The organism is Reichenbachiella sp. (assembly GCF_039944555.1).
Taxonomy (GTDB): domain Bacteria; phylum Bacteroidota; class Bacteroidia; order Cytophagales; family Cyclobacteriaceae; genus Reichenbachiella.
In genome coordinates this window covers 103645-129238 of record NZ_JBDUYN010000012.1, presented here as the reverse complement: position 1 = coordinate 129238, position 25594 = coordinate 103645, and the positions used below count along the sequence as shown (strand labels likewise).

Genomic DNA, 25594 nt, shown 5'->3' with positions numbered 1-25594 from the left:
ATTCTCACCGTATCACACTTGTTTTAGTTTAATTACTGTCAATGTTTAGTACATGGCATATCTGAACTATTTTAACATCTATTATCTAGCGGATCGGTTTTAAGTAATTACTTTAAGGCATACGCCAAATCGTTTGTTGCCAGTTTTATTTGATAAAGTTGACTTGTTTGATTTTCCCATTTGAAACTTCGTAAACTGCTACGGCATCTACAAAAGATTCATTGAAACGAACCTTTTCTTTATCAATCACTTTATTGTTAATCACAATGCGGTTTTCTATTTCGCAATAAAGATTTGTAACAGATTCAAACATGCCGGCATACTGTTTTCGCATCTGATCGAGCCCTTCCATAATCAGCTCTCCAGTCTCATTGTAAATCTTAATATCATCAGAATAGGCGTCAATAAAAGCATCTATGTTTCTGGCGTTGTATGCATTCACCTGTCGCTGAACTACTTGTTCCGGGGTTTCAATAAGGATAGATTCAGGTTTAAGTGGTTTCCCCGATTTTATGATTAGGGAAATAGCGTTGAGGTTTTCTATGTCCTCAATTGGGTTTTTGTCAAGTAAAATCACATCTGCACGCTTTCCAGTCTTTATGGATCCTATTTTATCGCTAATTCCAAAGCCCTTAGCGGGGTTCAGAGTGCTATATAAAAGGAGTTCCCAGTTGGATAACCCTGCTTTCTTCATAGCAAGTAGTTCTTTAAAATAGGATGAAGCATGCATGGTTCCAATGTTGCCAGCGTCTGTTCCGGTGGCAATGGTTACCTCCACTTCAGACAAGTTCGCGAGGTTCACAAGCATGATAGAGTCCATCTGATTAAAAATAGCTGGTCTATCTTTGCCATACATGCTTTTAAGTTGTGGAGGCCATAATGTTTTAGCAATCTTATTAGGATCCAAAAGTGTATTATACGCTAATGGGTTAGCCCAAGTCAGATCTTCTTTGGTATGTTGAATTTCCCCTGTAAAAGCCTTAATGTAGCCATCCATGACGGTCAGCGTGGGTATATATGTAATCTCCTCGTCTTTGAGTTCTTTGATGAATGATTCAGGAATGATCTCATCATCTATACTATGTACCAAAATATCTGCTCCTGCCTTAACCGCAAGCTGCGCTGTTTGCAGTTCGGTGGCATGAACAGCCAATTTTAAATTATTCTCCTTACACAGTTTTGCGAGATATTCAACGAGCGGAAACGTTTTTTCGGCAGGGTTCTCTTGAGTTACTACGTACCAAACTTTGATAAAATCAGGACGGTAAGGTAGTTGTTTATTGAATAAGTTGAGTACTTCTTGTTTTGTGCTGACTTCAATAATTGGAGGATCACCAATATCTAATTTTGGACGATCTACCATAGAAAAAAGTGGGCCAGTCACTAAAACATTCGGACCTGTGATACTTTGAGCAATTGAGTCTCTTACTTGGAAATTCCACATGGGACCACCAACATCAATCACCGTAGTAATCCCATTTCTTAAATATCTTTTTAAATAGTCCCTTACGTTTGTATTGGCAAATTCAACCTCCTCTTCATAGGAAACTATCTCTCTTAAGTCTAATGCATCTGGTCTGGTATACAAGCCACCAGATTGGAAAAAATGGATGTGAGCATCGATTAGGCCTGGAATCATGAAGCGTCCTTTTCCGTCAATTACGTTATCTTTTTCCGAAATTTTTATCTTTTTAAATTTTTCAATCTTGTCAATTACTCCATCTGAGATAACAATAGAAGTGTTCTTGATAATCCTTCTACGTTCTACATCCAGCACATTCACATCTTTGATGATAGTTGTTTGTCCCAAAAGTTGAAGTGGCAGGAGTAATAGCAGAAGTAAATACGTCTTCATTTTGTATAGATTATTGCAGGTAACTAGAATATAACGAGTATTAATGACCGTTATCTAGCCTTTAATTTACAAAAAGGAGCGTTTATCCAACCAATGGCAGTAAGATAAACGCTCCATTTGATAGCAGGCAAACAGGGAGCTTCAGCACCCAATTCCCAGATATTTTAAAAAAATCCGAAATTCCAGGTGATACTTACGTACAAAAAAGAACATCCTAATAAACGACAGAGCTTATGCTAGTACTTGAGGAATCAAAAACCCAGACCCGTGAGGCCACGATCGTAAAGTGGTATGCTGAGGTTTTTCCACAGGCCGCTGCACATATACAGCGAAGAGGCGGTGATCTGGAAGCGGCTAAAGAGGTTTTCCAGGAGGCCATTATCCTTTATTATGAAAAACTTATAAGCGAGAAGTTTCAGCCTGTCATAAGTGACAGGGCCTACTTGATGGGTATCGTGAAAAATAGATGGCTGAAGCATTGTGAGCAATTCGCTCGCAACGAAAGCCTGGAACATATTGAGATCATAGAAGAAAAAGAACAAAAGCCGCTGACACAAAAGTTGCTTAATTATTTGAAACAATCTGGCGAGCGGTGCATGGATTTGTTGCAGTCTTTTTACTACGAAAAACTGACGATGAAACAAGTGGCAAATCGGTATGGCTATGGCGGTGAGCGATCTGCTACGGTGCAGAAATATAAATGCCTGGAAAAAGTCCGGGAAGAAGTCAAACAAAAATCATTGAGCTATGAGGACTTCCTTGACTGAGGTTGCGCAAATAGAAAACTGGTTGTTGCGACGGGGAGATCTCTCCGATCGTCTGGTTACAGAAGCCCGGGTGCTGTCAAGTCCCGAGATGCAAGACAAGGCACAATGGCAATCAGTAACTTATGATCTGGCCCAACTCTATGGTCGGGAAAAGCTCAGAGAAGAAATCAAAGTGGTCGAACATCGGCTTTTTCATACCTCAAAATACAGGTCATTTCAAGACAGGATACGATCCATATTTAAACGATAAAAATGAATATCCAATCCAATTTGATCCCAATGGTCATCGACCAAAGTAGCCGGGGAGAGCGGTCCTATGACATTTTTAGTCTGCTTCTCAAGGAACGCATCATCTTCCTGGGGTCGGTCATAGATGATCAGGTCGCCAATCTAATCGTGGCACAGCTCCTTTATTTGAATAGTCAGAATCAGAAGCAACAGATCGACATGTATATTCAATCTCCTGGAGGGTCGGTGTATGCAGGCATGGCTATTTATGATACGATGCAGATGATCTCAGCTCCCGTTTCCACCGTGGCGGTGGGCTTTTCGGGTAGCATGGGTACAGCCTTGCTTTCTTCCGGGACAAAGGGCAAACGCTATGCCCTGGCACAGGCGACCATCCATCAGCATCCTACTGGCGGTGGAAGCAAAGGCTACACAGAAGATGTGCAAATTGCCACGCGTGAACAAGAACGACTACAAACTCAGCTGTTTCATATCATGGGTCAAAACAGTGGGCATACCTGGCAGGAGATTGAGGAGTTTTTTCGAAGGGATCGGTTTCTAAATGCACTGGAAGCAAAGGAATATGGATTTGTAGACGAAGTACTCGGTGATACGTCCAACCTGATCAAAATGGTGAACAAGGATGCCAACGTAAGTTTCTACAAGGACAAAAAGAAGAAATAAGGTTTTTTTGAAACGTAGTGAATGGGGATTATCCCAAAGGGATTCCTATCGGAAAAAGTATTACTTTTTCGTAACCGATAAACCACATTCAAGTAGCTTGTTGTGTGGCGCTTCAATTCTATATTGTTCGGGTTCTCATCTTAAGAACTTGACTTTTGGGAAATACCTCACTGACTTTTCATTATGAATTAATAGGGTATTGTACAGAATCATAAAAATATTTAGTGCGTACATCAACGCATAAAATATAAGGTTAGAAGTTATCAGGGTACGCCATGTGGTATTTTGTGACGTAAAACCGACTATGGTTACTATCAAGCCAAAAAACAGGATCAGATTCCAGGTAATTTGAAAATTGATAACATCCCTTCCTACCTCGTCGATGCCCTTTATCTTATTACCCTTCGACCCCCAAATCATATAGGGCACCAGGATACCAAGCAGTGGAAAAAATAAAAAGGTTAGCGTAGATAAGTTCAATACTTTTAAAAACGAACTATCCTCCTTGATCGTCCAATCGATCAGTTCATCCGGATTTGCATTCAATGCATCGGCAATTTTTTTAAGCGAATCTCCCAGTGGTTCGGTTTCTCCATTTTCTATTCGTTGTACAGTACGTAAACTCAATCCAGATTTTTCGGACAACTCCTCTTGGGAGAATCCTTTCCTTCGCCTTAGTGCTTTGATTCTTGTAGCCAATTCTTTGTTCTTCATATTATTTTAAGTTTAATCAGAACAAAAGTATAAATTCATTCCATGGTCTGCCACGACATGTTTATGACATCTTTACGTCAGGGGTGTCAAAGGGCTATTTTTCATCTATGCAACACAACGACCAGATATGGTATGTGTACATAGTTTGTTTTCCTCTTTTCAGATGATAAGCTCCATTGGATACTGAAGGATTGCTTTCATTAATTAGTTATTGTAACTTGGGCAAACAATTGATTATCGGTTGATATAAATCATACGCTTCGCTCTTTCGTAGTGAATAAAAGGTCTCTTTTCGTTTGCCTTTCTGATTATTGATACACTAGCCGTCAACTTAATGCCTGATGGCCAGCAAGTAACCTATTATTAAGAACCTTATTACAGAGCCTCACTCATTTCATTAGTGATGTTTGGCTTCAATCAAAAAGAGTATCCTATGGTATTATCGACAATGGGGGTTATCGGAACTTCCAAAAAAGAGGATGAAAGACGTGTCCCTATTCATCCTGAGCATTTAAAAAGACTTCCGGAAAACATTCGCAGAAAGCTCATTTTCGAAAAAGGATATGGCAAACCGTTCAATATTGGAGATGAAGAAATCGCCAACCAAACAGGGGGCATGGCAACACGGTCAGAAATATTGTCTGACATTGGATCGGTTATCATAGCCAAACCCGTATTATCAGATTTAGATGAATTGAAAGAAGGAGGCATCCTTTGGGGTTATCCCCACTGCGCCCAGCAAATGCAGATCACACAAACAGCTATTGACAGAAAGCTGACCCTGATTGCTTTTGAGGATATGTTTGTTTGGCATCCAAGTGGGCAGATTGGAAGACATACGTTCTATAAAAACAATGAAATGGCTGGCTATTGTGCGGTCATCCATGCCTTGCAGCTGAAGGGAATAGATGGACACTATGGCAACCAGCGAAAGGTCGTCATATTTAGTTTTGGTGCTGTCAGCAGAGGGGCCATTTATGCCTTAAAGGCACATGGGTTTAGAGATATCACCATTTGCATTCAACGACCGGATCATGAAGTCAGAGAAGAAGTATTAGATGTAAACTATGTGCGAATTAAAAATGGGGAGCACGATGAACCTCGTTTAAAAATCGTGGAACATGACGGAACGGAGCGACCGCTATTGGATTTAGTCAGTGAGTCGGAAATAATCATTAATGGCACCTATCAGGACGCCAATAATCCTCTGAATTTTGTCATTGAAGAGGAAAAAAACAGCCTAAAACCAGGGACTTTGATCATAGATGTGAGTTGCGACGAAGGCATGGGTTTTTATTTTGCCAAGCCTACCACTTTTAAAGAGCCAATACTTTCGGTAGATCATGTTGACTACTATGCAGTAGATCACACGCCCAGTTATTTTTGGGAAAGTGCTTCAAGATCCATTTCTGCGGCATTGATCGTGCACCTGCAATCTGTGATCGCCGGCCGGTCGAGTTGGAAGCAAAATGCGACCATCCAAAATGCCATAAATATAGATGAGGGAGTAGTGGTGAAAGAAGCTATTCTTAGATTTCAGAACCGCGAAGCTGACTATCCCCATTTAGTGAGTTAGAGCATGGAATAGGACTGTGTTTTGGCGGTAACTATTGGCTAAAAAACACTTATGTTTGCTATTTATCTGCAGCCGAGAGCCGGTTTCAATTTACGAAAAAAAGGTGCGTCTATCCAGTCTATGATGGTACTTAAGTAAACGCACCTACGTTAACCTATCAATTTGAAACACTCAACCGATCCAAGTACAGCGAGCCCTCCACATACTTTCTATGTCCTTGGTCTGTCAGCTCTTGCAATAGATCAAGGGAGGCGGTGTAGGTGACCAAACTTCCATTGGAAGAAAAGTAGTTGCCGTCTTTGGCTACGGACACTTTGGTATCATCCTGCACTTTCAATTGTGGAAATTCTTTTTGAAGCAAATCACCTCCGGTAATATAAGTCACCACTTTCTTATCGTCAATTAGCCCGGTTGCTCCCAGCGTGAATGCTCCCGCACAGTGACTGGCCACATAATCCAGGCCGTCATATTGCGATTGGATAAATGATATCAACTTTTTGTCGGTATACTGTTTTTCCGGTTCATAGGAACTGGCTACGATTAACACATTCAATTTTGGTGTTTCCTCAAAGGTGAAATCAGGCAGAATACGCAGGCCCTCCTCGGTTTTGTATGTTTTCTGTTCTCCCGAAAGAAATACCACGTTAAAAAGTTTTTCGCCCTCAGCCGTATGTTTTGAAAACACGTCAAGAGGTGCAAGAATTTCATTGGTGATTACACCCTCAAAAATGATAATTCCGATGGTGGGCAATTCAGGATTTAGATAAACCTGAGCTTCTTGAGGTTCCTCGAGTTGTACTTTTTGGTTTTCGCAGCTTATTAATGCGCATATGATCAAAAGGCCAAACATGTATTTTTTCATTGTATAAAGTTTTGTTTGCCCTTTTGAACGCAAGACGTAACCTGATTTTCTTAATCCAGATTAAGAAATATCTAATACATCGTATTTGGATTGGCCGAGGTCGCCGGTATTTGCTGAATCGAATCCCAATGTTCTACAATCTTGCCATTGTCGTCAAAGCGGAAAAAATCCATGGTGACATACTGATCATTCCCCGGCCAGGTCTGGTGCGTGTGAAGCGCAACTAAATCTCCCTCGGCCACCGCCTGAACAAATTCGATGTTTTTCTCCGGGTATTCGTTTTGCATTCTTTCGAAGTAATCCACAAAACCTTGGGTCCCATTAGCCACGTCCGGATTGTGCTGGATATAATCATCGCCCACATAAAGGTCAATTGCCTTAGTAGGGTTTCCTTCATATGCTATTTTGTAAAAGGCAATCGCGCTTGCTTTGTTCTGTTCTAAGTTCATTTATTGTCATACGTCATTGCGAGGATCCTGTTTTGCCAAAAAGCAAAATAGGAAACGTGGCAATCCCAATATGCCTTCTACTTCATAGATATGCACAGGGAAAAAATGCTTGAGATTGCCACGATGTGCATGCGACTATCGTCGAATTGCACACCTCGCAAAGACGGTTCAAATATTGTCTGTAAATCAATTCATCTAGACTGCTTTAAAAATCGAAATGGCGTTGTGTCCACCAAAACCAAAGGTATTGCTCATCGCAACTTTCAACTCTTTCTGTCTGGCTTCTTTGATGACTATTTCCAGGTCCCCTTCTATTTCCGGATCAACGGTTTCGGTATTGATCGTTGGAGGTACAATATTGTTATTGATCGCTTGGATGGACAAAATAGCCTCAGCCACACCAGCCGCTCCGAGCATGTGACCTGTCATTGACTTGGTTCCGCTGATGACAGATTTGTTTTCATGGCCTTTCATCAGTTTATTAATGGCTGCGGGTTCACTCAAATCTCCTACTGGTGTTGAAGTAGAATGCGTATTGATATAATCTAAATCCGAGGGTGTCAAATTAGCTTCTTTTAGTGCCCACTCCATGGCTCGCAAAGCACCCAATCCTTCAGGATGTGTCGCGGTCATGTGGTAAGCATCATTGGTCATGGCCGAACCTACAATTTCAGCATAGATCTTAGCTCCCCTGGCTTTGGCGTGATCATAGTCTTCCAGGATCAAGGCTCCTCCGCCTTCTCCCATCACGAAGCCATCACGATCCACATCGTACGGGCGAGAAGCGGTTTCCGGAGAATCGTTTCTTGTCGACAATGCTTTCATCGAACCGAACCCACCAATACTGGCCTCGGTGATTGGCGCTTCCGAACCACCTGTCACAAATATTTTTGCCTTGCCCAATTTGATATAATTGAACGCATCCATGATGGCCGTGTTGGTCGTGGCGCAGGCTGAGATGGTAGTAAATCCAATGCCCATAAATCCATACTTCAGGGCGATCATTCCTCCACACATGTTTGTGAGCATTTTTGGCACAAGGAAAGGATTGAATTTTGGCTCTTTCTCTTTCTCCATGAAATACTGCACTTCCTTTTCGAGGGTTTCCAATCCGCCCTGACCGGTTCCCCAAATCACACCGACATCAAATGGATCCATTTGGCTTACATCAAAACCAGAGTCTTCAATGGCTTGCGCAGCTGCATATAATCCATATTGGCTGTAAAGGTCCGTTCGTTTGATTTCATTTCGATCGAGATAAAGCTTAGGGTCAAAGTCTTTGACCTCGCAAGCGAATTGTGTTTTGAACTTCTCGGCATTAAAGTGGGTAATTGGTCCTGCACCGCTCACGCCTTTCACGGCATTTTCCCAAAATGTTTGTACATCATTGCCAAGTGGGGTGACCGCACCCATTCCTGTTACGACTACTCTTCTTTCAGTCATTTTATTAAATTATTTATGAGATTCTACAGATTGAACTATGGTTTTAACAATCGAGTTAAATATGTCTTCCTTCATTACTTTGTCAAGCAAAACCGATGAGAGCAGCGAAGATATAATCAGTTGTGCTTTTGCCCTGGGCTCTTCCGAAAAATTAAACTCGCCGTTTTGAAGGCCTTGTTTTAACGTAAGGGTCAATCGATCCAAAATATATTCCGCCATATCGCGGAGTTTTTCTTGCATGAGAGCAGGTAGCGCATCTGTGGATGAACTAAGTGCTCCCATTAAACAGGACCATCCTTTGTCTTTACTTTTTTGATAGATATCTATAAAATCAAGCAACTGTTCTTTCTTCGTTAGTTGATCCCATTGCTCTTCCTTGTTCTCAAAAAGATGAATACTCTCCTGAATAATAGCCACGCCTAAATCTTCCTTTGTCGGAAAATGATAATGTACGGCTGCATTTTTTATGTCTAGCTTTTGACTAATGTCTTTGTAGCTAAACGCGTGAAAGCCGCGAGTGCGAATGAACTCTTCACCTAATGCCAATATTTGGTTTCTTGTACCTGACATGAGGCAAATATACTTACTAGTAAGTAAGTTGCAAGGACGAATCGTTTCTTTCCGGTAAAATATTTGCGCCAAGTGGTACTGGTTTATCGCTTTTCCGCAAAACACATTTTAAGCCAACAGGAGGCTTTATATTTACTAATCCGCCTTTAATGATTTTAAGCAGCATTAAAGAAAAAGGTTATGTTATTCTGTCCCCAAGTCAATCGATTCTTCGATACGTCAACCCGTTGTCCTCTTTTAAGGTTACTTCGATTCGCATTTATCGTTTCTTTATTACTCGTGAGTTTTTCAGCCGAAAGCACCACATACACAAGCTCTGGCGTAGCAACCTGGGATGCCAATGGAGCTCCTCCTAACCCATTGCCTAGTGGTGACATCGTGAATGTCAATCACGCAGGAATGCTCTTTGACTGGCCAAATGCTGTTACCTGGCAATCTGGCTCAACAGTCAATATTAACACAGGCGGTAATATTTCAATTCAAAGTTTGACCATAGATGCAGGAGCCAACGTAAACGTAAATGCAGGCGGAACACTGACTACTCCCGGGCATATCATTAACAACAGCAACAATCTCGTCATTGATGGGGCGATCACCGACAGTGGTAACTTCACAAATAATGGAACTATAACGGGTTCTGGCGATTTGAATTTGGGAGCTGGAAGCGCATTGAACGGAACTGGCAGTATCAATGGTACTGACATGGGAGACATTACCTATTCTCCAGGTGATGACCTTGATTTGAGTCAGCCGTTACCCATTACACTTTTGTACTTTGACGCTTCAGTAATAAAAAATTGCATTTTGTTAGAATGGTCAACAAGTGCTGAAATCAACAATGACTTTTTTACCATAGAGCGTTCGCGGAATCAGCGGGATTGGGTTGTGGTCGGCGAAACAGCAGGATCCGGGAATTCGATTGTGACAATAACCTATACCTACAAGGATAAAGTGACCGCTCCGGGAAGGTGGTATTATAGATTGAAGCAAACTGACTACGACGGTCAGTTTGAGTATTTCGAAGCGGTCGAAATATCTCTGGACTCGCGTTTTGTCGAGAGTGTAGTCTATTACAAGGAGTCCATAGTTCACCTTCGTAATTGGTCCAACTCCTTTTGGAAAATTTACGATCTCAAGGGACAAGTCATGAATGAAGGAGTTACAGATTCTTTCGACACTCACCAAATATGGGTAGACAATTTGAACGCCGGAATGTATCTTTTTCAGATCAATCAAAGTGCCTATCGTATATGGATTAGATAGGGTAAATCCTTCTCTGACAAAACACATCTACCTTTGAAAGTTTAGTACAGATCCGGTTAATTCGTAGTGACTTCACTTGCCTTCTGACTGAGGTTTTCCAACCAGACCTGGTGTTGTTTGTACATTCGGTTGGGCCAAATCTTGTGACTTAATTTACAGGCCCATCCATATTGGGTTTCCTCTGTGGTGATTTTGCAACCATTGGGTGTCTTTTCAATCAACCAGGCATGATAGACATCAACCCCCAGCCCTTTGGCAGACCAGGCAATTCGCTCATTGGGAATAAATTCTGCTACCACTGATTTCAATCGGACACCAAAGGTGGTCCAATGAAATATGGAATCGGCATTCAAATCAGCATCTCCAGTCATTACCCTCTTTGCATTAGGGTACCACCTGGGCCAATGACGAGCTTTTATTAAGCTGACCCAAACTTGATCAGGGGTGGCGCTGGTATGTAATTCATTTTTGATATGAATCGGGGCAACATCGGGATGGAATCGCCGTGGCCAGTGAATTAGGTGTTGCATGGTTGAGTTTTTGATCCTTATTAAAGTTAAGGAATTCCAATTAATCTTTCCGATCGTTTTTTCGTGTGCCATCGGACGGCTGGCTTCGACGCTTCAACCGAGTCTTAAGTAAGTGCCTTCCGAAGACTACCTATTCATTACTTGATCTGCTATCTTTTCACATTTCTTTATTTCCGATATCGGCAGTCTTTTGGATGCAAAGGTCTTGTAGGCACCTGAGCTTTGCTTTTCAAACAAAACCCTATACATGATCAATGCCGTCAAATAACTTCCTATTTCAGATGGGTGGCTACCATCATATGCATACAATTCCAGATTGGGATATTCTTTCATTGCCAAATGCCAGGCATCAGCAACTGGTGCTATTTTAGCTCTGGTGGTAGCTACAAATTTCGAAAACGTATCGTCCAATTGAACTTGAGAATCCGGATTGTTTTTTCTTGACCAGGTTTGAAAAACCAAAACTTGACCACCAGCTTCTTCCGCCAGACCAGCTAGTTTTTTACCAAAGGTCAAAGTCTTGTTGGGCTGGCGGATCGGAGTCATACTTTGATCTTGTAAAATGACTACATCGAAAGCGCCTTCCTCAATCATTCTTTTGGATTTAAGATTAGAATTCTGTTCCCAATGGTCTTTCAAAGACACTCCTCCATTTACAGAGGTCGTGATTTCACAATCCTGCCCATTAGCTTCTGCCAGGCGTTTGACCATATCGGGCATTTCGTTGTAGTAGGTATAGCTATTGCCAACAAACAAAATTGAAGTTTGTGCATAGATGGCAGCATATAAGAAAAGTCCTAATAATAATACTAACGCTTGGGCTGCTTTAATACATTTCATTTTTCTTCAGGAAAAGCCTTCTCCAGATGTTCAAGGGTAAAACCAATTTGTTTTGATAAATATTTCTCCTGAGAATATAATTCCTGTATGCTACCGTAAAGGAGGATAAATGTTCGATCAAAGTCTTCAAGAATCATTACATCTGGATCAGAAATTGAATTGAGCAAAACCTTTTGCGTGCTTTTGAGGCCTTCTTCGATGTTGACATACACAGACGATATTTTATTTATCGTTTCATAATCCATAGAGGATATGGCATGCTTTCTTTTAGCCGCCTCATAAGAAATATCCGATAATTGCGGTAAGACCAGATTTCTTTTCTTTGGGGAGAAGGTCTGTAACAGGTGCATGAAACTCTTATATTCCTTCGGGTTCTCGCCTTCTTGTTGCCGCCTTATTGTATCCATCCGATAAAGCATATCTCGATGATAATAGGCGCAGGTATCTGCTTGCATTTTGTTGGATACCATTTCAAAACGGATATTCTTAATAGCGTCAGCCAGGTTTTGTTTTTCTTTTCTATAATCTCTGTACTCGTTGACCTGGTAGGCCAGAAATACGGCAAGGAAAACCGGAACCATATCCAGCAGTAGTTTTTTAAACGTCGAAAGTGTACTCATGCGATCTGTATTGGATTACAATTCATGTTAGTTCAAATATGACACTTTTATTATTTAAAATATAAACTGTGTGCTAACCAAATAGTACAGTACCTTTGCAGCCCATTTTAGAAAATTCATAATTTTTATGTTCGAGCTGATCAAGAATAAATCCAAAAACGCCAAAAATGATATTCTTTCAGGAATTACTGTAGCATTGGCCTTAGTGCCAGAAGCTGTAGCCTTTGCCTTTGTTGCAGGGATAGACCCTATCATTGGTCTTTATGGTGCTTTTATGGTTGGTTTGATCACAGCAGTGATTGGCGGAAGGCCTGGGATGATTTCCGGTGCAACTGGCGCACTCGCCGTGGTCATGGTCGCCTTGGTAAAAGAAGGTAATGCCTTGCTACCAAATGTAGAGGGTGCGGGAGTTCAGTATCTCTTTGCCACATTGGTAGTGATGGGCCTATTGCAAATGGCCGCTGGAGTATTCAAGTTGGGTAAGTTTGTTCGACTGATTCCTCATCCGGTTATGCTCGGATTCGTGAATGGCCTGGCGATCGTTATTTTCTTGTCTCAACTTGGCATGTTCAAAGTGGAAGGACAATGGCTGGCGGGAAATGATCTATGGGTGATGTTCGGGTTGGTATTGCTTACTATGGGTATCATGTTTGGGTTACCCAAAATCACTTCTAAGATTCCAGCGGGATTGGTGGCAATTGTAACTGTTTCACTAGTCGTTGTCTTCGGAGGAATAGATACGCAAACAGTGCTGTCCTTTGTGCAATCTAATGGCGGTTCTGGAATTGAGGGCGGACTCCCATCATTTATGATTCCACAAATTCCATTGACGCTGGACACACTTGTTTTTATTTTCCCCTATGCACTTATTCTTGCTGCCATTGGTTTAATCGAATCTTTGATGACCCTGACTTTGATCGATGAAATCACTGACACCAGAGGTAGTGGTAATAGAGAATGTGTAGCACAGGGAACCGCCAATATTGTCAATGGCTTCTTTGGTGGCATGGGCGGGTGCGCCATGATTGGCCAGTCCATGATCAATGTCAACTCAGGGGGAAGAGGTCGATTGTCGGGAATTGTTGCTGCCCTTATGTTACTTTCCTTTATCCTATTCTTTTCTCCCTATATTGAGCAAGTACCAATTGCAGCACTTGTTGGAGTGATGTTCATGGTGGTAATCGGAACGTTCGCCTGGTCTAGCTTTAGAATTATTCATAAAATACCAAAGGCCGATGCTTTTGTGCTCATTCTTGTTTCGGCGGTAACCGTATTTTTCGATTTGGCCATTGCGGTTGTTTGTGGAGTCATCGTCTCTTCACTTGTATTTGCCTGGGAAAACGCCACAAAAATTAGAGCCAGAAAAACTATGAGAGAAGACGGAACAAAAGTCTATGAAATCTGGGGTCCATTATTCTTCGGTTCTATTCAAGCATTTAATAGTAAGTTCACTCCAGTGGAAGATCCGGAGCAAATAGAAATTGATTTTATTGATTCAAAAGTTTCAGATCACTCAGGAGTAGAAGCGATTAGAATTATTGTTAATAAGTATGAGGCGCTTGGAAAAAAAGTTATGCTCAAGCATCTTAGCCCGGACTGTAAAAGAGTCCTCAACAAAGCCAATGTGAAGTTTGACGAGATCATTATCTCAGACATAGATGACCCAAGGTATTATGTAATGACCGAAGCAGTTGGAATAATAGAAAAATGAAACTAAGGAATCTCCTTTTTTTCAATTAGGATATTCTGCTCATCTGTGGTGAGTTTTAAGTTTTCAATGATTGTATTTAATGTAGGTCGTTTTATCGATAACAAAATGATTGACACGATATAACCTACTATAAAAAAAGCGTTAGCCGAAATATATAAGCCACACACACAAATCATACTGGCCAGAAAAAACGCGATGAATTTTTTAACTGATTCCCTTTTATAGCTATCGAGTTTTTCTCTCAGTCTCAACATCTCTTTATTAGCATTCAAAAAGGAATTAAACGACCTGTTTGCCTGAAAGATGATAGCCGCAGAGGCCAATAGCAAACTGATAACAACTAGACTATACATCGGACCAGAAATCTGATTGATGAGTTGTCCCGATTGGCGTTGCAATAGCAGATAACCAAAGGGTATCAGTGAAATAGCAATAAATAAATTGAATAGGAGATAAATTCTATTATAAAATTCCTCTCCATTTTTGTATTTGTTAACCAAGCCTAATCTACGTCTCCAGCTTCTCGTCTTCTATCCAGTTGCTCTAGCTCTTCACGGATTTGTACCACCCTGTCAGGGTAATCTGTAATAATTCCATCAACTCCCATGTTGAGCATTTTTAGCATATCAGACCTTTCATTAACTACATAAGTATAAACCTTATATCCACGAGCGTGAAATCTGAATATTCTTCTTTGAGACAAAGTGGTGAAGTGTGGGTTGAGCGTGCCGTAGAATTCATGCATGTTTCTGTGGTCTGTAAAGTTTTTGGCATTGATATAAAAGGCCAATAAATGTGTCTCATCTTCTCCCATCATGATTTTCTTCATTTCGATAGTAGAGTCAGCTTCATATGCATCTTCAAGATATTGTTCTTCATAAGCTTGAATAATGCACCAATCCATGGCACCCTTTTCGTCAATAATCTCTACAATTCTCTTTGAAAACCCGTCATAGTATTGATGACCTTTAGATTTAATATCTATGATCAGCTCCATCTTGCCATGAATTAGGTCTATGGTCTCGCCGAGTGTCGGCACTTTTTCTCCCTCAAATTTAGGTGAGAACCAGTATCCTGCGTCTAGTTCTTTGACCTCCGCTAAGGTTAGTTCATGAATTTTGCCAGTTCCGTTTGTAGTTCTGGATACTTCCTCATCATGAAATACCACTACCTCACCATCCTTTGTATAATGGACATCCACCTCAATCATATCTGCTCCCATATCCATGGCAATTTGAAACGACGAAAGTGTGTTCTCAGGCGCATAGCCGGCAGCTCCTTTGTGGCCAACTATCTTAAAGTCTCTTTTTTTAATCTTTTCCAATTTCTCACTGGCAATATATCTTTGATAGAACCAGGGTTCGTAGAGCCACATGAGTCCCAAAAAGATCATCATGGGAAGTGCATACCAGATAAAATTGCGACTGTTCATCGACATAGGAAGTATAAATCTGTTTGTGGCATTAAAAATACAACAAGTCGCTTAACATTAAAAACTTACGGAACGCATGTGATATCATTGTGGTTGAATATAGGTAAGAGATTGGCGCGTTTTAATTAATTTCCACGTTCAACTTAATATCATGCCGATGAAATTTTTAATATATGGAGCTTATGGTTATACCGGTCAGCTCATTTCAAAATTGGCAAAAGCCAAAGGCTATTCTCCTATTCTGGCAGGACGTGATGAAATCAAAACTCAATCGCTGGCCAACGAACTGGAATTAGAGTACACGTCTTTTGATTTGTCAGATTCAATCAAGCTAGAAGCGACATTGAATAAAGTGGATATTGTGCTTCATTGCGCCGGCCCTTTTTCGGCAACGGCTAAAGTGATGATGGAAGCGTGTATCCGAACAAAAACACACTATCTGGATATTACAGGTGAGATTGAAGTGTTTGAGCTCGGTGCATCGATGGATCAAGTGGCTAAAGATGCCGGGATTTTGATTATGCCGGGCGTTGGGTTTGATGTGGTCCCTAGTGATTGCCTTGCCGCTTATTTAAAATTAAAATTGCCGGATGCGAACCATTTAGAGCTAGCCTTCATGAGTGAATCTTCAACATCGCGCGGAACAGCATTGACGATGACGCAGGGAATTGGAAAAGGCGGTGCCATCAGAAAGGATGGAAAAATTATCCCCGTTCCACATGCGTATAGATCTCGTTCGTTAAATCTTGATGGAAAAGAAAAAAGTTTTGTGTCCATTCCATGGGGAGACGTATCGACAGCCTATTACAGCACAGGAATTCCAAACATCATGGTTTATACTGCCATGCACCCGGGGCAGATCAAAAAGATAAAAATGGTAGAGAAGTGGAGGTGGTTCTTCAATCTTAGCTTTGTTCAAAACTACTTACAAAACAAGGTTCGAAAAACGGTGACTGGACCTACTGAGCAAATGAGAGAAAATAGTCGTTGTTATCTCTGGGGGGAAGTAAAAAATGATAAAGGAGAAATTAAAAGTGCTAAGTTAACCACACTTGAGGGTTACAAATTGACGGCCATAACTTCATTAATGGTAATAGAAGAAATGATTAAAGAATTGCCCAACCCTGGCTATCAGACTCCGTCAAAAGCCTTTGGAGCTGATTTCATTATTAAAGTTGAAAACACAAATCGCGAAGATATTTGATGAGAAGACTCATATTTATTCTAATTCTTTTTTGGATTACGGCTTGTCATGAAAAAAAAGTGAAGAAGGAAGTTCCGCTGTTACCGACTTCGCCATCGTCCATTGGCACTAAGGAAAAACCAAATGCGCGGTTTGAATATGAAAAAACGCTTTTGGTAGATCCAAAAACAAATAATATTCCAAGAGATATTCATAAAAAGGAATTGGCCTTTTCAAAAACCATTCAAAGCAATCAATATTCAAAACTACGAACCAGATCTCTTGACTGGTCTTTAGCAGGACCAGCTAATGTTGGTGGACGGACCCGCGCACTCGCAATTGATGTGAGAGACGAACAAATTATTTTGGCAGGCGGAGTATCAGGTGGCATGTGGCGTTCTACAAACGGTGGCCTCAGTTGGTCCAGAACCACCCAAGCTTCAATCATCAATAATGTAAGTAGTCTGGTACAAGATACCCGAATAGGAAAAAGGGATATCTGGTATTTCGGAACAGGTGAGTTAAATGGAAATTCAGCCCGCGCACCTGGTGCACGCTATCGTGGAGACGGTATTTTTAAATCTACGGATGGCGGTGAATCATGGGACGTTTTGCCATCCACAAGCACGGGTCAACCCGCCTCATTCGATAGTCCATTTAACTATACATGGAATTTGGCCATTGACCCAACAACTGATTTTGCGACCGACGAAGTGTATGCCGCAACTTATGGAAACATTGTAAAGTCAACAGACGGGGGTAAAACATGGGAAAAAGTTCTGGGCGAACCCAACTTATTGGTAGATGGCTCCGGAGATCTTAACAATTCGAATGCCTCTTTTTACACCGATATCCTAATCACACCTAAGGGCAAGATGTTCGCTTATTTAAGTACATCAACCGGCGAAGGATTTAACGGAAACAATAAAGGGATCTTCATTTCTGAGGATGGTGAAAACTGGGACAACATAACGCCATCAGGTTTTACCAGTTTTTCTGAGCGCCTGGTTATGTCTTATGCTCCCTCGGATGAAAACATTCTGTATTTTTTGGTGGAGGGTTCAACAATTCAACTTTGGAAATATGCAAATGGCATCTGGTTTAATAGATCGACTCAAATACCTGATGAAAACTCAAGTTTTGAGGCATTTGATAGTCAAGATTCATACAACATGACGATAAAAGTACACCCTGACGATCCGGACATTGTTTTTATTGGTGGAACTAATCTTTATCGATCAACAGACGGATATGCCACTGAAGTCAATGTTTCCCAAATTGGCGGATATGCCGTTGAAAACGAAAATGAGTTATATGCGAATCATCATCCGGATCAGCATGAGCTCGTTTTTTTGGATAATTCCAATGAAATGTTATCAGCGAATGATGGTGGTGTTTTCAAGACATTTGACAACCAGTCATCTTCAGTGTCATGGGTTTCGCTCAATAACGGTTATGTGACTTCTCAGTTCTATACTATCGCGTTATCAAAGGACACGGGCGGTCATGAGATTGTAGGAGGACTGCAAGACAATGGAACGTACCTTAAATCACAAGTCGAGGGAAGTTCCAATTGGAATTCCGTATTAGGCGGAGACGGGGGATATTGTGCCACTACACCTAAGGGTCTCTATTGGTACATGTCATTTCAAGAGGCGGGTATTTTCAAAATATCTTACGATTCAGAAGGAAATATCGACTCTTGGGCAAAAGTCGACCCTACCGGGGTAGATCGGGACAATCACTTATTCATTGCACCATTCGTTCTTGATCCCAATAACTATAATCGGATGTACTTAGCCGGAGACAGTGCCATCTGGAGAAATGATAATCTAACACAAATTAGATTCTTTAAACAGACCACAACCTCTACAAATTGGCAAGTAATAGAGCCGATCAGTCAGCCTCAGGATATTACAGCACTTGACGTTTCAACTACTTCGGCTCATATTCTTTATTATGGGACGAGTTCGGGAAATATTTACAGGATTACAAATGCCAATCAACCCGTGCCTTTGACCGAACAAGTATTTGCTCATGAGGGTTATGTTTCTAGTATTTGTATTGATCCGAATAATGCTGAGAATGTACTTGTCAGTTATTCCAACTACAACATAGTCAGTCTATATTACTCCAATGACGGAGGTCAGAGTTTTATTGATGTTGGTGGAAACTTAGAAGAGAACATCGATGGATCAGGAAATGGGCCAAGTATCCGTTGGGCTGAAATCATTGCTCTGAATGATGGAGGCTACAAGTACTTTGTTGGTACCAGTATTGGGCTATACAGTGCTGACGAATTGATAGAGCAAAGCACCACTTGGCAGCAGGAGGGCATTGATGATATTGGTAATTCGGTTGTGACAATGATTGACTATCGATCATCGGATGGAAAAATTGTGATAGCCACTCATGGAAATGGTGTTTTCGAATCTTCATTAGGTAACACCAAAGAAATAATACCAAATAAACAGATTGGAAATAACTTAATCGTTAATTCAGGATTTCCCAATCCTTTTGTAAATGAGTTCCACATTCGTTTTACAATACCCCAGCTTAACCCCCTGGCAATTCATGTTACTGACGTTTCGGGCAAAATCATCAGAACCATTTTGAGCACTCAACAATTCGACGGAGATGTTACAGTATCATGGGATGGTAAAAACGATAGCGGAGGGCTTGTCCAAAATGGCCTTTATCACTATATGATCATATACCAAGGAAAAACTTATGGTGGAAAAATGCTTCTTAATCGATAAATACTAAAGCAGAGGTTTTAATGCCAGGTTCACTGATTTCTCCTCCCCATTCTGCGATATCAGTAATTTGACAGACTTACCGGATTGAACCAGCATTTTTTGAATATCAGGGAAATTGACATCAGTAAGGGCTTTTTTGCCGTCAATGCTTATTAGCTCTGAGTTTACCTTGATGCCTACACCTTCAGCAACGCTACCCTCAAATACCTGATGGATAAGAACTTTCTTCTTATCTTCAGACAGCTGAATATCAATGCCACTGCAATTGACCGTGAAGTGATCATCGAAATTTTTGTTCTTCTCCAGATAGAGTAGTTTGGCGGGCAGATCAAAAATTACATTATATCTACTGAGTACTTTGTTTCCTAAAATTCCCGAGACTTTTTCATGTGCCTGGGTTCCCGTCTTTGCCTGACTAATACCAATGGGCAGGTTCTCAAATTTTTGATTTCCGAATGTGAATGACTTGACAACACCCTCATAATGTTTGGTCTCTTCTTTGGAAATGCTTTTAACGAAGTACGAATAGTGTTCACCAGTTTTGTGAATCACATCATACTGTTCAGCGTATGGCGAATTGAAATCGAGGGTTGTCCCAGCTCCAGTCATAACAAAAAAGGTCCCCGGGTGCGGTTCGCCATTGTTTAACACAACATTTCCTTCTATTGTTGGTATAGCAGTATGTAGTTTGAATGAAATTGCCTCTCCTTTTTTAGGGTGTTGACCGTGTTCATAAATTTCAAACTTTTGATTGTCGTAGTCAATACGAACCGCATGATGGTACAGAAGATCATATCCAATAATACCGTCAAAGTCTCTACCCAGGCTGATTTCCAAATGGTCCAAGTCGGTAGAATATACTTTGATATTTTTCTCTAACAGATAATCTCCTATTTCTAATTTATTATGTTTGATCAACGATCCGGTCACCGTTCCTTCGTTCAAAATCACCTTATGCTTGACCAAATGAAGGCTTTCAGCAACATCTTCGTCTATTACGGTAATACCATCACCTGAATCAAAGATAAAATCCAATGGCTCCGAACCGTCAACATTCAATTGGATTATAATGTGGTCTCCGAATAGTTCAAAAGGAATACTTTTTACAGGGGTCTGTGCCAGGGCAATGGATGAGCTTAAAAAAACAAAACTAAAAACAAGGTTCTTCATGGTAGATGGTAATTGATTTTTAGTCATAATTTAAGGAGTCTTTGTTAGGAAAGAAAGTAATTGGTCAGATATAAACATACCGTGAACAAACTATTGGAATGAGAAGGGCTATTAACTATCTACTTTTATGTCCTCTTTAAGGCTTTTAATCAAGCCTTCAAATTCTCCTAAAGTAGCCTTTTTGAAGTTGCCAATAAGAGAGGAGAGCTTTTGAGGCTCTAAATTAAAGCGCTCCTTTTCTTGATTAAGTTTTTGCTGTGCACGGCTAAGTAGCTGCCGACAATTATCAGAAGTCTTTCCAACGATCCCAGGCAAATCGGCATATTCAAAATTGAAGACCTCTTTCAAGACAAATACAGCCCTTTCTGCGGGAGCCAGTTTTTTCAGCAATATTGCCAATGAACTGGCTATCTCATGCTTGATGTCTAAGTAAGAAATATCTGTATTAATACTAAAAGAAGGTAAATTAGGAGCAAGGTTCTCAAACAGCTCGTCTTTCTTTTTCTTTAAATGATTGAGGCTTAAGTTTCGAACAGACGAAATCAAATAGGCTTTTGCGTCTTTTACTTCTTGTCGCTCATTTTTGAACCAGTTCAAAAAAGTGTCTTGTACTAAATCTTCGGCAATTACAGAGCATCCGACTATCTTATAAGCGATAGTATGAAGTAAGGGGCGATATATTGCTGCTTCTGCCTGAGACATTATATGCAAATTTAATTAAAAAAATTGTGCCATCAGGCCGAATGAGGTCTGTTAATCGTAGTTAGCATTTTCTTAATTGAGTAAAAGGTGTGCAGATGAACAATAAATTAAATATTTTTGAATTCTATATGTAGATAAAAAGTGTTAACCTCCTACTAGAACTAGACGACAATGAAGGATGTGAGGGAATAAATTGTGATTATTTTCCCTATCGTCATTTTTCTCAGTTTGTTTTAAGAAAAATTGTCTTTATTTTAGGAGCTTGAATAAAATTTGAGTTTGTTATGAAAAAATTTGTTCCTTACTTAAACGCATCAGCAATTCTTGTTGGTCTCACAGTTGGTTTATCCTCTTGTGGTTCGCTGGGCGGCGGTGGTCATGCCACTAGTAGTGATCCAGGGGGGTATAGTACCGCCACTGGTCTAGCTTACAACGAAGAAGAAGGGGATTTTCAGGTTAATGACTTTAGAGGTCAACCTGAAGGACCGAACCTAAGGTTTATCGAAGGAGGTAGAACCATTCTTGGAAGTTTCGAAGAAGATGTAGCAAACACAAGTGACAATACGGAAAGAACCGTGACTGTTGCTTCTTTCTATATGGATGAAACAGAAGTTGCCAATATTCATTGGCTGGAGTACTTGCACTATGTAAGACTAGACTCTTCTAGAGAATTTTATGAGTCAGCTCTGCCAGACACAACTGTTTGGGCGAGAAACCTTGCATACAATGATCCTTACGTAGATCATTACTTAAGATATCCTGGATTTAGATTTTTCCCTGTAGTAGGTGTTACCTGGAAGCAAGCACAGGATTATTGCTTGTGGAGATCAATTGTTGTCAATCAGAAGCTGGCTGAAGAGGCTGGTTACTACGATGAGGCAATCGAAGCAGAAAGTGATCTACCTTCTGCTGGACGTATTCCTTTGGAATCCGGGTTTGTACTACCCAACTATCGCCTACCAACAGAAGCCGAATGGGAATATGCTGCTCAGGCTTTAATTGGTACACAATGGTTAGATGAAAATCAAACGCATAGAAGACTTTATCCTTGGGATGGCCATGCTTTGAGAAACCCGTATGGTAAGCAACTCGGTACATTCCTCGCCAACTTTAAAAGAGGTAGAGGTGACTATGCGGGTATTGCCGGTAAGTTGAATGATGGTGCCATGATTACCACATACATCTATGATTACCCTCCGAATGATTTCGGGTTATACAATATGGCTGGAAATGTAAATGAGTGGGTGCAAGATGTCTATCGTCCATTGTCTTTTCAGGACTTTGATGACCTGAACCCTGTAAGGCGCGATGGTTTCCTCGATGAAGAGGATGGATATGATTTCGCAAACTACAACTCGCTTATCAATGACAGAGTTAGGGTTTATAAAGGTGGTTCTTGGGCAGATGTAGCTTACTGGATGTCTCCGGGAACGAGAAGATATTTGGAAGAGGACTCGGCAACGTCTACTATTGGGTTCAGATGTGCCATGATTAGAGCAGGTACCAACTATTAAGAAATCAATAGATAAAAATATTAGGCCGGTTTTTTAACCGGCTTTTTTTGCTTTTATTTTCCTGATGCGATACAGCCAAAATAAACCTTATTGACTCCAGATTCCGCAAGTACTTCTAAAGCTGCACATATAGTGGCCCCAGTTGTAATTACATCATCCACCAGGAATACATTTTTCCCTTCAAGGCTATTATCATCTAATAATTTGTACATAGACTGCACACTTTGCCAACGATCAACTTTTCCTTTTTTTGTTTGAGTTGATGCCTTTCTGGTTCTTGTTAGTACTTCACTAATTGATATACCCAATGCATCATTCATTCCTTGAGCTATGATTTTACTCTGATTGAATCCTCTGATACGTTCTTTATGCTTATGCAGAGGTAAGGGAATAATATAATCGATCCCGGCATCATAAAGCTCGTTCTTAATGTGTCTGCCAAACCATTGGCCTAAGGAGAAGCCGATGGATGTATTCCCTTTGTACTTTAACTCGTGCAACAGTTTCTGCGCAACTCCCTGCTTATTGAATTTCATATAACAAAACGCTCCTGAAACCTTCGGGATTCCTGAAGTTATTAGCAAAAGCGGATTATGCTCTGACAAATGATGCAAGGTCAATGGGAAGTCCCTATAACATCGAAGACAAATTTTCTCTTCGCCGTCTACGAGTGGAACGTCACAATTGTAACAGGTATTTGGATAGATCAACGAAATGAAGTCATTCCAGTACTTTTTCAACATATTAGAAAAATTAAACCACCAGCAATTCAATTTCAAACTGAAGGTAGAATATCTTTGATAATTACACCTATTATAGGTCATCAAAATAAAACTAGGCGAACTGATGCTTAAAAAAGATTTGGATCTGGATAGAAAGTGGGTAAAGCTCAGGGAAAGGCTGCATAAGGTACTGGGCAAAAAACCGGCAGACCTTAATGGTGTGTTGTTTCTGATTGGTGTGCAAGAGTTGGGTAGAGGGCATGATAACTTTTCAAAAGAAGAAAAACAAGACCTTATTCATCTTGGGATCTGTAAATGTCTGAGTCTGGCTGGATTTTATGAATTGGATGGAGTTGATGCTGATGGGTGGCCCCACTGGAACCTAAAAAAGAAGCTTCCACACTTTGATTCGCTAGAACAAGAGAAACTTCTTAAGATGCAGGTAATAGAGTACTTTTCTAAGGAAGTAGGTATTATCAAACAATGAAACAGAAAAGACCACATTTTACTTTTTCTTGCCTTGTCCTTTTGGTTCAACTAAATTTTTCATGCGAAACAAAAGCCCCATATTTAGTTGAACCCTCTGTCAATAATGATGTGACACTCAACATAAATTTTCACGATAATGTTCTCACTACAAATCCATTACAGGCCAATAGCAGGTCTGAAAAATTTATTGCAGATTTAGTTTTTGATAAGTTTTATAATGACGACGGAACAAGTGAGTTGATCAGCTCATATTCATTTGATTCTTTGCTCAAAGAACATGTTTTTACTATTATTCCCGGTAAAACATTTCATGACGGGTCACCTGTTGACTCAAAAGCAATCAAAATGATATTCCAACATCTTATTGAACACCATTTCGATAGATATGCCGTGAATTCGTTATTTACTTCGATGTCTGGGTTTGGATCAATCAATTGGTATAGAATAAACCGAAATGTTATGGATTCAATACCATCGGGCTTCAAAATATCAAGTGAAGTCAAATTTAGCATTAAACTTCAAAAAGGGCATGATCAATTACTAACATGGCTGAATGCACCTGAGTTCATCCTATTCAGCCAGAAGGACGATTTGTTCATTGGAAGTGGGCCCTTCGAATTAGTCGCTCTCAATCAAGATATTTCTGCCAAATTAGTTAAAGTAAGAAATATTACAGGCGATGTTAAAATGATCAACATGGGCTTTATTAAAAATGATCAACTGGTTTTTTCTGAATTTGTAAATGGGTCTTTAGATCTCATAATGTACAACCCATACCTGTCTCCGGATTCATCAATCACTGAACTAATCTCGAAAATAATAAATAATAAATATTCGGCCTACGAGGCTCAACTGAGTGATCAATCCGTTGTTCGCTACGCACATATTCTTAACCTAAGCGACTCTGTGACACTCAAGAATATTTTAAACTCTTTAAATGTATCAAGAACTCAAGTTTATTTCCTCACCTCCAGTAATTCTGTTTCTGACACTTTTGTGCTCGATAGTCTAAGACTGACAGACGTGAAAGATTCTTCTATGTACCAAATACCTTTGGTCCATGATATTGAACAGAATGACAAAGTCTATTTTACCGACTCAAAATCCGTAAGCTTTATTCCGACTAATTCAGAAAATATAAATCCAACTTCTCCGCATATCGTTATAAAGGAAATAGCTACCTCTATTCCGAAAATGAATGATGAAAAATTATCAATTTTGAAACTTGCAGAGAAGCAAAAAAATGAAACGAACTCGACCATACTGGTTTTGGACCGATTCCCCGAGTATGTTATTTATAACAACAGATTAAAAGGAATTGAAGCGGGTAAAAGTTTAAGTTCAATGGTAAAAGATATCTCGAATTTAGTGCCGAAAACATACTAACTCCAATTTGAAAAACTCATCAGACATATTGAAAAAGAAGATAAATGCTTTCAAAAGAAAGTATTATGTAAATATTTTAATTCGGAACGTCATTTTCTTTCTAGCGCTTATGCTAAGCGTATATC

24 protein-coding genes are annotated in these 25594 nt (G+C 40.3%); 11 read left to right on the top strand and 13 right to left on the bottom strand.

Annotated elements, in window-relative coordinates; genetic code table 11:
- Positions 1–145: 145 nt before the first annotated feature.
- Positions 146–1855, bottom strand: a complete 1710-nt coding sequence (locus tag ABJD64_RS18140) for an amidohydrolase family protein (protein ID WP_348180840.1) — start codon at positions 1853–1855, stop codon at positions 146–148.
- Positions 1856–2088: 233 nt separating this feature from the next.
- Between ABJD64_RS18140 and ABJD64_RS18135 the strand changes: the two genes are divergently transcribed.
- Genes ABJD64_RS18135 through ABJD64_RS18125 form a run of 3 tightly spaced genes read left to right on the top strand, consistent with a single transcriptional unit; the run spans position 2089 to position 3534 of the window.
- Positions 2089–2622, top strand: a complete 534-nt coding sequence (locus ABJD64_RS18135; protein WP_348180841.1) for a hypothetical protein — start codon at positions 2089–2091, stop codon at positions 2620–2622.
- A complete protein-coding gene (locus ABJD64_RS18130; protein ID WP_348180842.1) occupies positions 2603–2872 on the top strand; it encodes a hypothetical protein in 270 nt (89 codons plus the stop codon). Before ABJD64_RS18135 ends, ABJD64_RS18130 begins: the two co-directional genes overlap by 20 nt.
- A 2-nt stretch (positions 2873–2874) precedes the next feature.
- Positions 2875–3534 (top strand): ATP-dependent Clp protease proteolytic subunit, encoded by a 660-nt coding sequence (locus ABJD64_RS18125; protein WP_348180843.1) that lies wholly within the window; start codon positions 2875–2877, stop codon positions 3532–3534.
- 135 nt (positions 3535–3669) lie between these two features.
- Here the strand turns inward: ABJD64_RS18125 and ABJD64_RS18120 are convergent, their stop codons facing one another.
- A complete protein-coding gene (locus tag ABJD64_RS18120; protein WP_348180844.1) occupies positions 3670–4248 on the bottom strand; it encodes a helix-turn-helix domain-containing protein in 579 nt (192 codons plus the stop codon).
- Positions 4249–4681: 433 nt separating this feature from the next.
- Between ABJD64_RS18120 and ABJD64_RS18115 the strand changes: the two genes are divergently transcribed.
- A complete protein-coding gene (locus tag ABJD64_RS18115; RefSeq protein ID WP_348180845.1) occupies positions 4682–5824 on the top strand; it encodes a N(5)-(carboxyethyl)ornithine synthase in 1143 nt (380 codons plus the stop codon).
- Between the two features lie 157 nt (positions 5825–5981).
- Here ABJD64_RS18115 and ABJD64_RS18110 read toward each other — a convergent pair whose 3' ends face one another.
- The 4 genes from ABJD64_RS18110 to ABJD64_RS18095 all read right to left on the bottom strand — a co-directional run bounded on the left by ABJD64_RS18110 (position 5982) and on the right by ABJD64_RS18095 (position 9148).
- Positions 5982–6686, bottom strand: coding sequence for a DJ-1/PfpI family protein (locus ABJD64_RS18110; protein ID WP_348180846.1), 705 nt, complete (start codon positions 6684–6686; stop codon positions 5982–5984).
- 71 nt (positions 6687–6757) lie between these two features.
- A complete protein-coding gene (locus ABJD64_RS18105) occupies positions 6758–7135 on the bottom strand; it encodes a nuclear transport factor 2 family protein (RefSeq protein ID WP_348180847.1) in 378 nt (125 codons plus the stop codon).
- A 195-nt stretch (positions 7136–7330) separates the two neighbouring features.
- Entirely contained in the window at positions 7331–8578 is a 1248-nt protein-coding gene (fabF, locus tag ABJD64_RS18100; RefSeq protein ID WP_348180848.1) for a beta-ketoacyl-ACP synthase II, read from the bottom strand.
- A 9-nt stretch (positions 8579–8587) separates the two neighbouring features.
- Positions 8588–9148, bottom strand: a complete 561-nt coding sequence (locus tag ABJD64_RS18095; protein WP_348180849.1) for a TetR/AcrR family transcriptional regulator — start codon at positions 9146–9148, stop codon at positions 8588–8590.
- 279 nt (positions 9149–9427) lie between these two features.
- On the opposite strand from ABJD64_RS18095, the gene ABJD64_RS18090 reads away from it, so the two are divergent.
- Positions 9428–10411, top strand: a complete 984-nt coding sequence (locus ABJD64_RS18090; protein WP_348180850.1) for a hypothetical protein — start codon at positions 9428–9430, stop codon at positions 10409–10411.
- Between the two features lie 56 nt (positions 10412–10467).
- On the opposite strand, the gene ABJD64_RS18085 is transcribed toward ABJD64_RS18090, so the two are convergent.
- From ABJD64_RS18085 to ABJD64_RS18075, 3 genes are all read right to left on the bottom strand, one after another.
- Positions 10468–10941, bottom strand: a complete 474-nt coding sequence (locus ABJD64_RS18085; protein WP_348180851.1) for an SRPBCC family protein — start codon at positions 10939–10941, stop codon at positions 10468–10470.
- A 126-nt stretch (positions 10942–11067) separates the two neighbouring features.
- Positions 11068–11781, bottom strand: coding sequence for a hypothetical protein (locus ABJD64_RS18080; RefSeq protein ID WP_348180852.1), 714 nt, complete (start codon positions 11779–11781; stop codon positions 11068–11070).
- Complete coding sequence (locus ABJD64_RS18075) at positions 11778–12401, bottom strand: hypothetical protein (RefSeq protein WP_348180853.1); 624 nt, start codon at positions 12399–12401, stop codon at positions 11778–11780. The genes ABJD64_RS18080 and ABJD64_RS18075 overlap by 4 nt, the downstream gene beginning before the upstream one ends.
- Positions 12402–12528: 127 nt before the next feature.
- Between ABJD64_RS18075 and ABJD64_RS18070 the strand changes: the two genes are divergently transcribed.
- Positions 12529–14112: a SulP family inorganic anion transporter gene (locus ABJD64_RS18070; protein ID WP_348180854.1), complete on the top strand. Its 1584-nt coding sequence runs from the start codon at positions 12529–12531 to the stop codon at positions 14110–14112.
- A gap of 502 nt (positions 14113–14614) precedes the next feature.
- On the opposite strand, the gene ABJD64_RS18065 is transcribed toward ABJD64_RS18070, so the two are convergent.
- Positions 14615–15544: a glycerophosphodiester phosphodiesterase family protein gene (locus ABJD64_RS18065; protein ID WP_348180855.1), complete on the bottom strand. Its 930-nt coding sequence runs from the start codon at positions 15542–15544 to the stop codon at positions 14615–14617.
- Between the two features lie 157 nt (positions 15545–15701).
- Between ABJD64_RS18065 and ABJD64_RS18060 the strand changes: the two genes are divergently transcribed.
- The gene (locus ABJD64_RS18060) at positions 15702–16748 is read left to right on the top strand and encodes a saccharopine dehydrogenase NADP-binding domain-containing protein (protein WP_348180856.1); all 1047 of its coding nucleotides are present in this window, start codon (positions 15702–15704) and stop codon (positions 16746–16748) included.
- Positions 16748–19486, top strand: a complete 2739-nt coding sequence (locus ABJD64_RS18055; RefSeq protein ID WP_348180857.1) for a FlgD immunoglobulin-like domain containing protein — start codon at positions 16748–16750, stop codon at positions 19484–19486. Before ABJD64_RS18060 ends, ABJD64_RS18055 begins: the two co-directional genes overlap by 1 nt.
- A 3-nt stretch (positions 19487–19489) precedes the next feature.
- Here the strand turns inward: ABJD64_RS18055 and ABJD64_RS18050 are convergent, their stop codons facing one another.
- Positions 19490–20683 carry an aspartyl protease family protein gene (locus tag ABJD64_RS18050; protein WP_348180858.1) on the bottom strand — a complete coding sequence of 398 codons (1194 nt, stop codon included), beginning with the start codon at positions 20681–20683 and terminating at the stop codon, positions 19490–19492.
- A gap of 84 nt (positions 20684–20767) precedes the next feature.
- Complete coding sequence (locus tag ABJD64_RS18045; protein WP_348180859.1) at positions 20768–21358, bottom strand: sigma-70 family RNA polymerase sigma factor; 591 nt, start codon at positions 21356–21358, stop codon at positions 20768–20770.
- A gap of 284 nt (positions 21359–21642) precedes the next feature.
- Between ABJD64_RS18045 and gldJ the strand changes: the two genes are divergently transcribed.
- On the top strand, positions 21643–22872 hold the full coding sequence (gldJ, locus tag ABJD64_RS18040; RefSeq protein ID WP_348180860.1) for a gliding motility lipoprotein GldJ: 1230 nt from the start codon (positions 21643–21645) through the stop codon (positions 22870–22872).
- A 53-nt stretch (positions 22873–22925) separates the two neighbouring features.
- On the opposite strand, the gene ABJD64_RS18035 is transcribed toward gldJ, so the two are convergent.
- The gene (locus ABJD64_RS18035; RefSeq protein ID WP_348180861.1) at positions 22926–23615 is read right to left on the bottom strand and encodes a phosphoribosyltransferase family protein; all 690 of its coding nucleotides are present in this window, start codon (positions 23613–23615) and stop codon (positions 22926–22928) included.
- A gap of 103 nt (positions 23616–23718) precedes the next feature.
- Here ABJD64_RS18035 and ABJD64_RS18030 point away from each other — a divergent pair, with 103 nt between their 5' ends.
- Positions 23719–24081: a hypothetical protein gene (locus tag ABJD64_RS18030; RefSeq protein ID WP_348180862.1), complete on the top strand. Its 363-nt coding sequence runs from the start codon at positions 23719–23721 to the stop codon at positions 24079–24081.
- Positions 24078–25469 carry an ABC transporter substrate-binding protein gene (locus ABJD64_RS18025; RefSeq protein ID WP_348180863.1) on the top strand — a complete coding sequence of 464 codons (1392 nt, stop codon included), beginning with the start codon at positions 24078–24080 and terminating at the stop codon, positions 25467–25469. The genes ABJD64_RS18030 and ABJD64_RS18025 overlap by 4 nt, the downstream gene beginning before the upstream one ends.
- The last annotated feature ends 125 nt before the right edge of the window (positions 25470–25594 follow it).

Bases quoted from the DNA above. Each gene is read 5' to 3' on its own strand.
- ABJD64_RS18140 (WP_348180840.1), bottom strand. From the start codon at position 1,855: ATGAAGACGTATTTACTTCTGCTATTACTCCTGCCACTTCAACTTTTG.
- ABJD64_RS18135 (WP_348180841.1), top strand. From the start codon at position 2,089: ATGCTAGTACTTGAGGAATCAAAAACCCAGACCCGTGAGGCCACGATC.
- ABJD64_RS18130 (WP_348180842.1), top strand. From the start codon at position 2,603: ATGAGGACTTCCTTGACTGAGGTTGCGCAAATAGAAAACTGGTTGTTG.
- ABJD64_RS18125 (WP_348180843.1), top strand. From the start codon at position 2,875: ATGAATATCCAATCCAATTTGATCCCAATGGTCATCGACCAAAGTAGC.
- ABJD64_RS18120 (WP_348180844.1), bottom strand. From the start codon at position 4,248: ATGAAGAACAAAGAATTGGCTACAAGAATCAAAGCACTAAGGCGAAGG.
- ABJD64_RS18115 (WP_348180845.1), top strand. From the start codon at position 4,682: ATGGTATTATCGACAATGGGGGTTATCGGAACTTCCAAAAAAGAGGAT.
- ABJD64_RS18110 (WP_348180846.1), bottom strand. From the start codon at position 6,686: ATGAAAAAATACATGTTTGGCCTTTTGATCATATGCGCATTAATAAGC.
- ABJD64_RS18105 (WP_348180847.1), bottom strand. From the start codon at position 7,135: ATGAACTTAGAACAGAACAAAGCAAGCGCGATTGCCTTTTACAAAATA.
- fabF (WP_348180848.1), bottom strand. From the start codon at position 8,578: ATGACTGAAAGAAGAGTAGTCGTAACAGGAATGGGTGCGGTCACCCCA.
- ABJD64_RS18095 (WP_348180849.1), bottom strand. From the start codon at position 9,148: ATGTCAGGTACAAGAAACCAAATATTGGCATTAGGTGAAGAGTTCATT.
- ABJD64_RS18085 (WP_348180851.1), bottom strand. From the start codon at position 10,941: ATGCAACACCTAATTCACTGGCCACGGCGATTCCATCCCGATGTTGCC.
- ABJD64_RS18080 (WP_348180852.1), bottom strand. From the start codon at position 11,781: ATGAAATGTATTAAAGCAGCCCAAGCGTTAGTATTATTATTAGGACTT.
- ABJD64_RS18075 (WP_348180853.1), bottom strand. From the start codon at position 12,401: ATGAGTACACTTTCGACGTTTAAAAAACTACTGCTGGATATGGTTCCG.
- ABJD64_RS18070 (WP_348180854.1), top strand. From the start codon at position 12,529: ATGTTCGAGCTGATCAAGAATAAATCCAAAAACGCCAAAAATGATATT.
- ABJD64_RS18065 (WP_348180855.1), bottom strand. From the start codon at position 15,544: ATGAACAGTCGCAATTTTATCTGGTATGCACTTCCCATGATGATCTTT.
- ABJD64_RS18060 (WP_348180856.1), top strand. From the start codon at position 15,702: ATGAAATTTTTAATATATGGAGCTTATGGTTATACCGGTCAGCTCATT.
- ABJD64_RS18055 (WP_348180857.1), top strand. From the start codon at position 16,748: ATGAGAAGACTCATATTTATTCTAATTCTTTTTTGGATTACGGCTTGT.
- ABJD64_RS18050 (WP_348180858.1), bottom strand. From the start codon at position 20,683: ATGACTAAAAATCAATTACCATCTACCATGAAGAACCTTGTTTTTAGT.
- ABJD64_RS18045 (WP_348180859.1), bottom strand. From the start codon at position 21,358: ATGTCTCAGGCAGAAGCAGCAATATATCGCCCCTTACTTCATACTATC.
- gldJ (WP_348180860.1), top strand. From the start codon at position 21,643: ATGAAAAAATTTGTTCCTTACTTAAACGCATCAGCAATTCTTGTTGGT.
- ABJD64_RS18035 (WP_348180861.1), bottom strand. From the start codon at position 23,615: ATGTTGAAAAAGTACTGGAATGACTTCATTTCGTTGATCTATCCAAAT.
- ABJD64_RS18030 (WP_348180862.1), top strand. From the start codon at position 23,719: ATGCTTAAAAAAGATTTGGATCTGGATAGAAAGTGGGTAAAGCTCAGG.
- ABJD64_RS18025 (WP_348180863.1), top strand. From the start codon at position 24,078: ATGAAACAGAAAAGACCACATTTTACTTTTTCTTGCCTTGTCCTTTTG.